We start from the raw sequence: 14,122 nt of genomic DNA, 5'->3' as shown, positions 1-14,122 counted from the left end.
GGCCAATGAGGAAGAGCTGCTGCGCTATCTGCGGCAGGCGACCATCGACCTGCGCGAGGCCCGCCAGGACCTCAGGGAGCTGGACGAGCGCGTCCATGAGCCCATCGCCATCGTCGGCATGGCCTGCCGCTACCCGGGCGGTGTCGCCTCGCCTGACGATCTGTGGCGGCTGGTCGACAGCCGGGGCGAGGGCATGTCCACCTTCCCGACCGACCGGGGCTGGGAGCTGGGCGGGCTGGCGGCCGACCGGCCGCGTCAGGCCGGGTTCCTGCACGACGCCGGCCGGTTCGACGCGGCGTTCTTCGGTATCTCCCCGCGTGAGGCGCTGGCGACGGACCCCCAGCAGCGCCTGCTGCTGGAGACCTCCTGGGAGGCGATGGAGTCCGCCGGCATCGACGCGACGACGCTGCACGGCAGCCGCACCGGCGTCTATGTCGGGCAGATGTACCACGACTATCTGGTCGGGGACATCGCCATGCCGGCCGGCAGCGAGGCGTATCTGGCCACCGGCACGGCCGGCAGCGCCGCCTCGGGACGCGTCGCCTACTCCTTCGGCCTTGAGGGGCCGGCGGTCACCGTCGACACGGCCTGCTCCTCCTCGCTGGTGACGCTGCATCTGGCGTGCCAGGCGCTGCGGGCCGGCGAGTGCGATATGGCGCTGGCCGGCGGCGTCACCGTCATGGCGACGCCCGATGTGTTCGGGGCGTTCGGCGTCGAGCAGGGCCTCGCCCCTGACGGCCGCTGCAAGTCGTTCGCCGCGGCGGCCGACGGGATGGGCTGGTCCGAGGGCGTCGGCATGCTGCTGCTGGAGCGGCTTTCGGACGCGCGGCGCGACGGCCACCGGGTGCTGGCCGTGGTGCGCGGCAGCGCGGTCAACCAGGACGGCGCGTCCAGCGGGTTGACCGCGCCGAACGGGCCCTCGCAACAGCGGGTGATCCGGGAGGCGTTGGCCGGCGCCCGGCTGACGCCGGTGGATGTGGACGCCGTGGAGGCCCATGGCACCGGCACCCGGCTCGGCGACCCGATCGAGGCCCAGGCGCTGCTGGCCACCTACGGCCAGGACCGGGAGTCGGGCGAGCCGTTGTGGCTGGGCTCGATCAAGTCGAACATCGCCCATACCCAGGCGGCCGCCGGCGTCGCCGGCGTCATCAAGATGGTGCTGGCGATGCGGCACGGGGTGCTGCCCGCGACGCTGCATGTGGACGAGCCGTCGCCCCAGGTGGACTGGTCGGCGGGCGCGGTGGAGCTGTTGACGGAGGCACGTCCCTGGCCCGAGGTGGACCGGCCGCGCCGGGCTGCGGTCTCCTCGTTCGGGATCAGCGGCACCAACGCGCATGTGATCATCGAGCAGGCGCCGGCGGAGCCCGTGGCCGAGGCGCCGACGGACGCCGGGCCGGTGCGTCATCCGGTGCCCTGGGCGGTGTCGGCGAAGTCCGAGGCCGCGCTCCGGGCGGGCATCGCGCGGCTGCGCGCGTTCGTGGCCGAGCGGCCCGAGCTGGATCCGGTGGATGTCGGCTGGTCACTGGCCACCACCCGCGCCGAGTTGGAGCACCGCGCCGTGCTCGCCGGTGACGCGGTGCTGGCATCCGGCGTCGCCGGCGACGGCGGTCGGCTGGCGGTGCTGTTCACCGGTCAGGGATCGCAGCGGCCCGGTATGGGCCTGGAGCTGTATGACGCGTTCCCGGCCTATGCGGAAGCCTTCGACGCGGTGGCGGCCCGGCTGGACGCCCGGTTGGCACGTCCGCTGCGCGAGGTCCTGACCGATGGCGCGGGTTTGGATCAGACGGGGTGGGCGCAGGCCGGCCTGTTCGCTCTCGAAGTCGCCGCGTTCCGCCTGGTGGAGTCCTGGGGCGTGGTCCCCGATGTGCTGTTGGGCCACTCGCTGGGCGAGATCACGGCCGCCCATGTCGCCGGGGTCCTCGATCTGGACGACGCGTGTGTGTTGGTCGCCGAACGCGGCCGGCTGATGCAGGCGTTGCCGTCCGGGGGCGGGATGCTCGCCGTCCAGGCCACCGAGGAGGATGTCGCCGACTCGGGCCTGGATCTCGCCGCCGTCAACGGGCCGCGTTCCGTGGTGCTCTCCGGCCCCGTCGACGCCGTCGAGCGCTACGCGGCCGCATGCGCCGAACACGGCCGGCGGTGCAACGTCCTGTCCGTCTCGCACGCGTTCCACTCCGCCCTGATGGAACCGATGCTGGACCAATTCCGAAGCGTTCTGGCCGAGTTGACGTTCCACCCCGGCCGGATCCCGATCGTTTCGAACCTGACCGGCGCCGTCGCCGAACCGGGGCTGTTGCAGGAGCCTGAGTACTGGCTGCGGCAGATCCGCCGGCCCGTGCGCTTCGCCGACGGCGTCACCGCGCTGCGCGCCACGGGCGTGACCCGTTACCTCGAACTCGGCCCGGACGGCGTCCTGTGCGGGATGGCGCAGGAGACGGTCTCCGACGGGGTGTTCGCGCCGCTGCTCCGCAGGGACCGTGACGAGGCCGGGACCGCCCTGGCCGCGATCGGCCGGCTGTGGACGGCCGGCGCCGATATCGAGCTGGCGAAGGTGTTCACCGGACGGACCGGTCGGGTCGTGGACCTGCCGACCTACGCGTTCCAGCACCAGCTGTACTGGCCGAAGCCGCCGGCGGGCGCCGTCGGGGACTCCTGGCGGTACGCCGTGGTGTGGAAGCCGGCGGCGCCCGCCCCGGGCACGCCGGCGCTGAGCGGCACCTGGCTGGCGCTGCTGCCCGAGGCGCCGAAGCGTCCCGAGGTGGTCGCCGGCGCCCTGCGGGCCCTGACCGAGGCGGGAGCGCAGGTCGTCTCGGTGCCGACGGACGGCGCCGATCTCGGCGAGCGGCTGGCCGACGCGCATGTGGAGTGCGGCGGACAGCCGGCCGGGGTGCTCTCCTTCGCCGGGCTGGCTCCCGGCGCGGACGCGGGCGATCCCGCCGTGCCGCCCCCGTCGGTCACCGGCATGCTGGCCACCCTGGAGGCGCTGCGGTTCGGCGGCATCAGGGCCCCCGTCTGGTGGATCACCTCCGGCGCGGTCGCCGTCGACGACGGCGAGACGGTCGACGCCGACCAGGCACAGAGCTGGGGCCTCGGCCGGGTCGCCGGGCTTGAACTCCCCGAGTCCTGGGGCGGTTTGATCGATATCGACGATGCCGACGCGGCCGAACGGCTCGCCGGGGTGCTGGCCTCGGGCGTCGAGGACCAGGTGGCGTTGCGGGCGGCCGGCGGCCATGTCCGGCGGCTGGCACGCGCCGGCGGCGCCCCCGCCGGGGAGTGGCGAGGACGCGGCACGGTGCTGATCACCGGCGGCACCGGGGGTCTTGGCGGCGAGGTCGCGCGCTGGCTGGCGAGGTCGGGCGTCGAACGGCTGGTCCTGGTCTCCCGGCGGGGCCCGGCCGCACCGGGCGCCGACCGGCTGGTGGCGGAGCTGGAGGACGCCGGCGCGACGGTGTCCGTTCTCGCCGGCGATATCGGCGACCGCGCCTTTGTCCGCTCGGTCGTCGACGGCCACCCCCTGACGGGCGTGGTGCACGCGGCCGGCGCCGGCGATCCGACTCCGCTGGACACGTCGGGCCCCAAGGACTTCGCGCGGGTGATGGCCGCGAAGGTCGACGGCGCGCGCCGGCTGGACGAGGCACTGGGCGACACGCCCCTGGACTTCTTCGTACTGTTCTCCTCGATCGCCGGGGTCTGGGGCAGCGGCGGCCAGGGCGCCTACGCGGCGGCGAACGCGTATCTGGACGCGCTGGTCACCAACCGGCGGGCCCGGGGTGCCGTCGCGACCTCGGTCTCCTGGGGGCCCTGGGCCGGCGAGGGCATGGCCGGCGGGGCGGAGGCGTCGGAGTATCTGCGGCGTCGCGGACTGCGGGCGATGGCACCGGAGTCGGCGGTCCGCTGCCTCGGCCCGGCGCTGCTCGCCGGCGACGGCTGCGTCACGGTCGCCGACGTCGACTGGGCCACCTTTCTCCCGGCGTTCAGCGCCACCGGGGAACGCCCCCTGATGCGGGACATCCCCGAGGTCGCACAGCTGACGGCGGCCGCCACGGCACCGGACGGCGCGCTCGCCGCCGAGCTGCGCGACCGGCTCGCCGCCCTGACCGGCGACGAACGGGAGACGGCGCTGGTCGGCCTCGTCCAGGAACACGCCGCCGCCGTGCTGGGCCACCCGAGCCCGGATGCCGTGGGCGCCGACAAGGCGTTCCGCGATCTCGGGTTCGACTCCCTCACCGCCGTCGAACTGCGCAACCGGCTGGCGTCCGTGACCGGGCTCGACCTGCCGGCGACGCTGCTCTTCGACTACCCGAGCGCGCGTGCCGTCGCCGAGCAGCTGCGGGACGAGATGTTCCCGGACGGCGGCGCGGAGTTGGACGAGGAACGCGCGGCGGCCGTCCGCCGGGCCCTCAGGGAGATCCCGTTGTCCCGGCTGGCCGACGCCGGCCTCATCGCCCCGCTGCTGCGGCTCGCCGAGGACGACCGGCGGGACGAAGCGAAGGACCCCGCCCCGGCGGCCCCCGACATCCAGGATTCGATCGACTCGATGGACGGCGAGAGCCTGCTCAGGCTCGCTCTCGGCGGCCTGGAGTCGGATGGACAGACAGACCGAGGAGAATGACATGGCCGCCGCCTCCATAGAGGACTACGTCAAGGCGCTGCGTACTTCTCTGAAGGAGACAGAACGGCTGCGGGCGGAGAACCGCGACCTCACCGCGGCGGCGCGCGAGCCCATCGCGATCGTCTCCATGGCCTGCCGCTACCCCGGCGGGGTGCGGTCGCCCGAGGAGCTGTGGGATCTGGTGGCCGCCGACGCGGACGCCATCTCCCCGTTCCCCACCGACCGTGGCTGGCAACTCGACGCCGCCACCACGGCGGACGAGGCCGCGTCCGGTGGATTCCTCGACGCCGTCGCCCAGTTCGACTCCGGTTTCTTCGATATCTCGCCGCGCGAGGCGCTGGCCATGGACCCCCAGCAGCGGCTGCTGCTGGAGACCTCCTGGGAGGCGTTCGAGCACGCCGGGATCCTGCCGCCCCGGCTGAAGGGCAGCCGCACCGGCGTCTTCATCGGCGCGGCCCCGTCCGGCTACGGCATGGGCCTGCGGCCGACGGACGCCGGGCAGGCATATGCCCTGGCCGGCGGCGCGACCAGCGTGCTGTCCGGCCGGGTCTCCTACACCTTCGGCCTGGTCGGGCCGGCCGTCACCGTCGACACGGCCTGCTCCTCGTCGCTGGTCGCCATGCATCTGGCCGCGCAGGCGCTGCGCGCCGGCGAGTGTTCGCTGGCGCTGGCCGGCGGCGTCACCGTCATCGCCACCCCCGATGTGTTCGGGGCGTTCAGCGTCGAGCAGGGCCTGGCCGCCGACGGCCGCTGCAAGTCGTTCGCCGCCGCCGCCGACGGGACCGGCTGGGCCGAGGGCGTCGGCCTGGTGCTGCTGGAGCGGCTGTCCGACGCCCGGCGCAACGGACACCGGGTCCTCGCGGTGCTGCGGGGCAGCGCCATCAACCAGGACGGCGCCAGCAACGGACTGACCGCGCCCAACGGCCCGTCCCAGCAGCGGGTGATCCGCCAGGCCCTGGCCAGCGCCCGGCTGACGCCGGCGGATGTCGATGTGGTGGAGGCGCACGGCACCGGCACCCGGCTCGGCGACCCGATCGAGGCCCAGGCGCTGCTGGCGACCTACGGCCAGAACCGGGAGTCGGGCGAGCCGTTGTGGCTGGGCTCGATCAAGTCCAACATCGGCCACACCCAGTCGGCCGCCGGTGTCGCGGGCGTCATCAAGATGGTGATGGCCATGCGGCGCGGGGTGCTGCCCGCGACCTCGCATGTGGACGAGCCGACGCCGCAGGTCAAATGGGACTCCGGCGCGGTGGAACTGCTGACCGAGGCACGGGAGTGGCCCACGGCTGACCGGCCACGACGGGCCGGCGTCTCCTCGTTCGGCATCAGCGGCACCAACGCGCACCTGATTCTCGAGCAGGCGCCGGAGGCCGACGCGCCGGAGCCCGCGGTCGTCGTTCCGCCCCGGAAGGCACCGGGGCCGGTGCCCTGGCCGGTGTCGGCGAAGTCCGAGGCGGCGCTGCGGGCCCAGATCGCACGGCTGCGGTCCTTTGTCGCCGAACGGCCGGAGCTGGACGCGGTCGATGTGGGCTGGTCGTTGGCGACCACCCGGGCCGGCCTGGAGCATCGCGCGGTGCTGGCCGGGGACGCGACCCTCGCCACGGGTGTCGCCGAGGGGGGCAGGACCGCGTTCCTGTTCACCGGCCAGGGTGCCCAACGCGCCGGCATGGGCCTGGAGTTGTACGAGACGTTCCCGGTCTTCGCCGAGGCTTTCGACGCGGTCCGCACCCGGCTGGACGCCCGCTCGGCACGTCCACTGCGCGATGTGCTGGCCGACGGGGACGCCCTCAACCAGACGGCATGGGCGCAGGCCGGCCTGTTCGCCCTCGAAGTCGCCCTCTACCGGCTGGTCGAGTCCTGGGGGGTGACACCAGACCTGCTGCTGGGCCACTCGCTGGGCGAGATCACGGCCGCCCATGTCGCCGGGGTCCTCGATCTGGACGACGCCTGCACCCTGGTCGCCGAACGCGGCCGGCTGATGCAGGCGCTGCCCGCCGGCGGCGGGATGCTCGCCGTCCAGGCCACCGAGGCCGATGTTGCCGACTCGGGACTCGACCTCGCCGCCGTCAACGGCCCTGACTCCGTGGTGCTCTCCGGCCCCGTCGACGCCATCCAGCGCTATGCGGCCGCATGCGCCGAACACGGCCGGCGGTGCACCGTCCTGCCGGTATCGCACGCGTTCCACTCCGCCCTGATGGAACCGATGCTGGACCAATTCCGAAACGTCCTGGCCGGGTTGACGTTCCACCCCGCCCGCATCCCGATCGTTTCGAACCTGACCGGCGCCGTCGCCGAACCGGGGCAGCTCCAGGACCCGGAGTACTGGCTCCGGCAGATCCGCCAGCCCGTGCGCTTCGCCGACGGCGTCGAGGCGCTCGACGACCTGGGGGTGACCCGCTTTGTCGAACTGGGCCCCGACGGGGTGCTGTCCGGCATGGCCCAGGACATCGCCCTCGACGCGGCGTTCGTCCCCGTCCTGCGCAAGGACCGGGACGAGACCGACACCGCGCTGACCGCGATCGGCCGGCTGTGGACGGCCGGTGTCGACATCGACTGGACGGCGGTGTTCGACGGCTGGGGCGGCCGGGTCGTCGACCTGCCGACCTACGCCTTCCAACACGAACGGTACTGGCCGGAGGACGCGAGGCAACCGGTCGGCGGCGACACGATGGACGCCGCGTTCTGGGACGCCGTCGAACGTGAGGACCTGGAGCAGCTGGCCGGCCTCGAATCGGCGCTGCCCGCGCTGTCGGCATGGTGGCGGCAGCGCAGGGAACGGTCCACGCTCGACTCCTGGCGCTACCGCATCGCCTGGAAACCGTTCGGCGAACTGCCCACCGAGGCGGCGCTCGACGGCACCTGGCTCCTCGTCGCCTCGGGACCGGCCGACGACTTCGCCACCCGGCTGCGCGCCGCCGGGGCACGGGTGGTGGAACTGCCCGTCGACGAGAACGATCTCGACCACGAACGACTCGCCGACCGGATCCGCGACGCCCTCGACGACGGAGCCCCCGCCGGAGTCCTCTCGCTGACCTGCCTCACCGACCGGGCCCTGCCGGGAACGGTGCTGCCCCTGGGCGTCGCGCTGAGCGTCGCGCTGGTCAAGGCCATCAACGCGCTCGACCTCACGGCACCGCTGTGGACGGTGACCTCGGGCGCGGTCAGCGTCGGCCGGTCGGACCGGCTGGAACACCCCTGGCGGGCACAGCTGTGGGGCCTGGGCCGGGTGGTCGGCCTCGAACTGCCGGAGCTGTGGGGCGGACTGGTCGACGTGCCGGGGACCCTCGACGCCGCCGCCGGCGCACGGCTGACCGCCGTCCTGGCGGCGGGCGTCGAGGACCAGGTGGCCGTCCGGGGCTCAGGCGTCTACGCCCGCCGGCTGGTGCGGGCCGGCGGCGCCGTGAGTGGTGCGGACGGCGCGTGGCGCGGCCGGGGAACCGTGCTGGTCACGGGCGGAACCGGTGCGCTCGGCACCGAGGTGGCCCGCTGGCTGGCACGGTCGGGAGTGGAGCATCTGCTGCTTCTGTCCCGACGCGGCCCCGACGCACCGGGAGCCGACCAACTGGTCGCCGAACTCGCGGAGTTGGGCGCGACAGCAACGGTACTGGCCGGCGATGTCACCGACCGGGAGTTCCTGCAGCGGGCACTGGCGGAGATCCCGGCCGAAACGCCGCTCTCCGGAGTCGTGCACGCGGCGGGCGCCGGCGATATGACCCCTCTCGACAGCGCCGACATCCACGACTTCGCGCAGGTCATGACCGCCAAGGTCAGCGGCGCGATCTGCCTGGACCAGGTACTGGCGGACACGCCGCTGGACTTCTTTGTGCTCTTCTCCTCGATCGCCGGGGTGTGGGGCAGCGGCGGCCAGTCGGCCTATGCGGCGGCGAACTCCTATCTGGACGCGCTGGCCGTCGTCCGGCGGGCCAGGGGCGCCACCGCCACGGCCGTGTCCTGGGGCGCCTGGGCCGGCGCCGGCATGGCCGGCGGGCCCGAGATGGCGGCCCTGCTCAGGCGGCGCGGCCTGCGCGTGATGCCCCCGGAGCTGGCCGTCGCCGCACTGGGACAGGCGCTCCAGGCCGACGACACCTGTGTGACGGTGGCCGACGTCGACTGGGCCGCCTTCGTCCCGGCCTTCACCGCCAGCCGCCCACGCCCCCTCATCGCCGACATCCCCGAGGCCAGGCCGATTCTCGAAGCTGCCGAAGCCGCCCAGTCGGCGAAGCCCGGCGACGCCTCACCGCTCGCGGCCACGCTGGCCACCCGCCCCGAAACCGAACAACACCGGCTGCTGCTCGACCTCGTCCGCCACGAAATTGCCGGCGTCCTCGGCTACCGGGGCGAAACCGATATCGCGGCGGACGCCTCGTTCAAGAGCCTCGGCTTCGACTCGCTCACCGCCGTCGAACTCCGCAACCGCCTCAGCACCGAAACGGGACTCCGGCTACCGTCGGGCCTCGCCTTCGACTACCCCACGCCGCAGGCCCTTGCCGCACGGCTGCGCACCGAACTGCTCGGCGCCCGGCCGTCCGGCGACTCGCCCGCCACCACCACGGCGGCCACCGGCGACGACCCGATCGCCATCGTCGCCATGAGCTGCCGCTATCCGGGCCAGGTCGCCTCGCCCGAGGACCTGTGGCGGCTGGTCGCCGACGGCGTCGACGCGGTGACCGACCTCCCCACCGACCGAGGCTGGCCACAGGCCACCCCGTCCGACCCGGCCTCCTGGGCCGGCGGCTTCCTCACCCACGCGCCGGACTTCGACAACGACCTGTTCGCCATCTCACCGCGCGAAGCCTTCGCCATGGACCCGCAGCAGCGGCTGCTCCTCGAAGTGTCATGGGAAGCGTTCGAACGCGCCGGAATCCCGCCCCGAGCGGCACACGGCAGCCGCACCGGGGTGTTCGTCGGCACCAGCGGCCAGGACTATGTCGGCATCCTCGGCGGTGGCGACCAGGACGCCGAAGGCCACCGAGGCACCGGCAACTCGGCCTCGGTCCTCTCCGGCCGCATCGCCTACACCTTCGGCCTTGAGGGCCCGGCGTTGACGGTGGACACCGCGTGCTCCTCGTCGCTGGTGGCCCTGCATCTGGCGGCGCAGGCGCTCCAACAGGGAGAGTGCGATCTCGCCCTGGTCGGCGGCGCGACGGTGATGGCCACCCCGACCGCGTTCGCGGACTTCTCCCGACACCTCGGCCTGGCGGGCGATGGCCGGTGCAAGTCGTTCGCGGCTGCGGCGGACGGGACCGGGTGGTCCGAGGGTGTGGGTGTGCTGTTGGTGGAGCGGCTGTCGGACGCGCGGCGCAACGGGCATGAGGTTCTTGCGGTGGTGCGGGGTTCGGCGGTGAATCAGGACGGCGCGTCGAACGGTCTGACGGCGCCGAACGGTCCTTCTCAACAGCGGGTGATCCGGCAGGCGTTGGCCAATGCGCGGTTGACCGGTGCCGATGTGGATGTGGTCGAGGCGCACGGCACGGGCACCCGGCTTGGTGACCCGATCGAGGCGGAGGCGCTGCTGGCCACCTACGGCCAGGAGCGCGGTGAGGACGGCGAGCCGCTGTGGCTGGGCTCGATCAAGTCCAACATCGGCCACGCCCAGGCGGCCGCCGGCATCGCGGGTGTGATCAAGATGGTGCTGGCGTTGCGGCAGGGGGTGTTGCCGGAGACCCTGCATGTGGATGAGCCCTCGCCCGGGGTGGACTGGTCGGCGGGCGCGGTGTCGTTGTTGACGGAGACGCGTTCCTGGCCCGAGGTGGATCGGCCTCGGCGGGCGGCGGTGTCGTCGTTCGGAATGAGCGGCACGAATGCGCATGTGATTTTGGAGGAGGCGCCTGGGCTTGAGTCTGAGCCGGTTACCGAATCCACGGTTGGTTGGTCGGGGTTGGTGCCGTGGGTGGTGTCGGCGAGGTCGGCGGTGGGGGTGCGGGGGCAGGTTGCGCGGTTGCGGTCGTTTGTGGACGGGCGGCCGGAGTTGGATGCGGTGGATGTGGGGTGGTCCCTGGCCACGACGCGGGCGGCGTTGGAGCACCGGGTGGTGCTTGATGGTGATGGGGAGTTGGCGTCGGGCGTGGCTGGGGAGGGTCGGGTCGCGTTTTTGTTCACGGGGCAGGGTTCGCAGCGGGCGGGGATGGGGTTGGGGTTGTATGAGGCGTTCCCGGTGTTCGCCGAGGCCTTTGACGCGGTGTGTGCCCGGTTGGACATGCGGGGGGAGCGTCCGCTGCGTCAGGTTCTGACCGACGGCGTTGACCTGGATCAGACGGGGTGGGCGCAGGCCGGCCTGTTCGCCCTCGAAGTCGCGCTGTTTCGGTTGGTGGAGTCCTGGGGTGTCACGCCGGATGTGTTGTTGGGGCACTCGTTGGGTGAGATCGTCGCGGCGCATGTTGCGGGGGTTCTTGATCTGGATGACGCGTGTGTGTTGGTGGCGGAGCGGGGGCGGTTGATGCAGGCGCTGCCGTCGGGTGGCGGGATGCTGGCGGTCCAGGCGAGTGAGGCGGATGTCGCCGACTCTGGTTTGGATGTTGCGGCGGTGAATGGGCCTCGTTCGGTGGTGTTGTCGGGGGATGTGGCGGCGGTTGAGCGGTATGCGGCGGAGTGTGGGGAGCGGGGTTGGCGGTTCAATGTGTTGTCGGTGTCACATGCGTTCCATTCGGCGTTGATGGAGCCGATGCTGGACGAATTCGCCACTGTTCTGGCCGGGTTGACGTTCAACCCGGCGCGGATTCCGATCGTTTCGAACCTGACCGGGGTGGTGGCCGAGCCGGGGTTGTTGCAGGAACCGGAGTACTGGCTCAAGCAGGTCCGTGAAACCGTCCGCTTCGCCGACGGTGCTACGGCGCTGGAAGCAATGGGCGTCACGCGATACCTCGAACTGGGCCCCGATGGCGTGCTCTCCGGTATGGCCCAGGAGACCGTTGCCGATGCCACGTTCGCTCCGCTGTTGCGTAAGGAGCACGAGGAGACCGATACCGCCGTTATCGCCATCAGTCGCCTGTGGACGGCCGGTGTCGACATCAACTGGTCGGCGGTTTTTGCTGGTTGGGGTGGACGGGTTGTTGATCTGCCGACCTATGCCTTCCAGCGGCAACGCTTCTGGCCCGAGTTCTCGATGGCGACCAACACCGGCGGGGGCCTGGTCGACTCCGCGTTCTGGGATGCGGTGGAGCGTGGGGATCTGGAGGAGTTGGCCGGTCTTGAGTCGGCGTTGCCTGCCCTGTCCGCCTGGCGGCGGCGTCACCAGGAACGTTCCACACTCGACTCCTGGCGATACCAGATCACTTGGAGGCCGTTGACGGGGTTGGTTCCGGCGGTGTTGTCGGGTGTGTGGGCGGTGGTGGGTTTGGAGGATGTGGAGGTGTCGGCGGCGTTGTCGGCTGCCGGGGCGACGGTGGTGGGGGTTGCGGCGGAGGAGGTGGCGGGTCTGCCTGAGGTGGCGGGTGTGGTGTTGGTGGCGTCGGGGTGGGTGGAGACGTTGGGGGTGGTGCAGGCGTTGGGTGCGGTGTCGGCGCCGTTGTGGGTGGTGACGCGGGGTGCGGTGTCGATCGGGCGGTCGGATCGGTTGACGGATCCGGAGTTGGCGGTGGTGTGGGGTCTGGGTCGGGTCGCGGCGTTGGAGTTCCCGGGGCGTTGGGGTGGGTTGGTTGATGTTCCGGTCGGGTTGGACGCGCGGGCGGGTGCCCGGTTGGTCGGTGTCCTGGCCGGTGCGGGTGATGGTGGTGAGGATCAGGTCGCGGTGCGGGGGTCTGGTGTGTACGGGCGGCGGTTGGTGCGGGCGGTGCCGGCGGCCGTGGCGGGCGCGGGCTGGGGGCCTTCGGGATCGGTGTTGGTCACCGGTGGCACGGGCGCGTTGGGCGCGGAAGTCGCCCGCTGGCTCGCGGGACGCGGTGTGCCACATCTGGTGCTCACCAGCCGTGGCGGCATCGCGCCGGAGGGGCTGGTCGAGGAACTGGCCGAACTCGGCGCCCGCACCACGGTCGTTGCCTGCGATGTAGCCGACCGCGACGCCCTGGCCGAGGTGATCGCGGGTGTTCCGGATCTGACGGGTGTGGTGCACGCGGCCGGGGTCGACAACCCCGAAGCGCTGGCATGGACCACCACCGAGGCCGTGGCCGACGTGCTGCGGCCCAAGGTCGACGGGACCAGGCACCTGGACGAACTCACCCGGGATCTCCCCCTCGATCTGTTTGTGGTGTTCTCGTCGATTTCCGCGACCTGGGGTAGTGGCACCCAGGGGGCCTACGCCGCCGGTAACGCGTTCCTGGATGCCTGGGTGCAGCACCGCCACGACCGTGGCCTGCCGGGCACGGCGGTGGCCTGGGGCCCCTGGGCCGGCGGCGGAATGGCCGCCCAAGGCGAAGCCGAACAGGAGTTGCGCCGACGCGGGTTGGCACCGATCGACCCCACCCTCGCCATCCAGGCCTTGGCTCAGGCCGTCGACGGCCAGGAGTCGCATGTCACGGTCGCCGACGTCGACTGGTCCGTCTTCGCACCGGCCTTCACCTCGGCCCGTCCCAGCCCGCTGCTGTCCGAACTCCCGGAAGCCGCCGACACCCTCCAGAGCACCGCGCCGGGCGGCGATGCCGAGTCGGAGCTGCGTCAACGGCTTGTCACGGCCACCGTCGCGCAGCGGCACCCGATGGTGCTGGACCTGGTCCGCGCCCAGGCCGCCGTGGTGCTGGGGCACACCGCAGGCGCGGACGCCATCGAACCGGGACGGGCGTTCCGCGACCTGGGCTTCGACTCCCTGATGGCCGTCGAACTGCGCAACCTGCTCACCACCCACACCGGGCTCCCCCTCCCGGCCACCCTGGTCTTCGACCACCCCAACCCGACCGCACTGACCGACCACCTCCTGCCGCAGCTGATCGGAGACGCCCAGCAGAACACCGGGCTACCGGTGTTGGCCACCGGCACGGCGGTGGATGAGCCGATCGCCATCGTCGGCATGGCCTGCCGCTACCCCGGCGGAGTCACCACACCGGAGCAGCTCTGGGAGCTGGTCGAGAGCGCAACGGACGGCATCACCCCCTTCCCGACGGATCGCGGCTGGCCGGCCGGCATGACCGAGGTCGGCGGCGGCCTGGGCGGATTCGTCCATGACGCGGACGAGTTCGACGCCGACCTGTTCGGCATCTCACCGCGCGAGGCCCTGGCCATGGACCCACAGCAACGGCTGCTGCTGGAAACAGCCTGGGAGACCTTCGAGTCTGCGGGGCTGGACCCACGTTCCCTGCATGGCGAGCCGGTCGGGGTATTCGCCGGCGCCTCCCCGTCCGGCTATGGCACCGGAGTGGTGGGGGCCGACGGTCATCTGCTGACCGGTACGGCAAGCAGCGTGATCTCGGGGCGGATCGCCTACACATTCGGCCTTGAGGGCCCTGCGGTCACCGTCGATACCGCCTGCTCGTCGTCGCTGGTCGCCCTGCACTGGGCGTCGCAGGCGTTGCGGTCTGGCGAGTGCAGCCTGGCGCTGGCCGGTGGTGTGACGGTGATGGTCACCTCGGGCGCGGTCGCGGA

At 72.4% G+C, this 14,122-nt stretch carries 1 protein-coding gene and 1 pseudogene (1 of these 2 only partly in view); both read left to right on the top strand.

Translation table 11 applies throughout. The features are described 5' to 3' along the window. Positions 1–94: 94 nt before the first annotated feature. Positions 95–4,612 (top strand): annotated as a pseudogene (locus AOM46_RS35940) (SDR family NAD(P)-dependent oxidoreductase); the annotation flags it as partial. Then, a protein-coding gene (locus AOM46_RS35445; protein ID WP_234313862.1) for a type I polyketide synthase crosses the window boundary here: on the top strand, positions 4,587–14,122 show its beginning. Its footprint extends 14,842 nt past the window's final position; only the first 9,536 of its 24,378 coding nucleotides appear in the window; its start codon is at positions 4,587–4,589; its stop codon lies off the right edge, out of view. The pseudogene AOM46_RS35940 and the gene AOM46_RS35445, both read left to right, overlap by 26 nt.

The sequence above is a fragment of the Streptomyces sp. NBRC 109706 genome (genome assembly GCF_000974485.1).
GTDB lineage: Bacteria > Actinomycetota > Actinomycetes > Streptomycetales > Streptomycetaceae > Streptomyces.
This window is presented reverse-complemented; position numbering and strand designations above follow the sequence as displayed.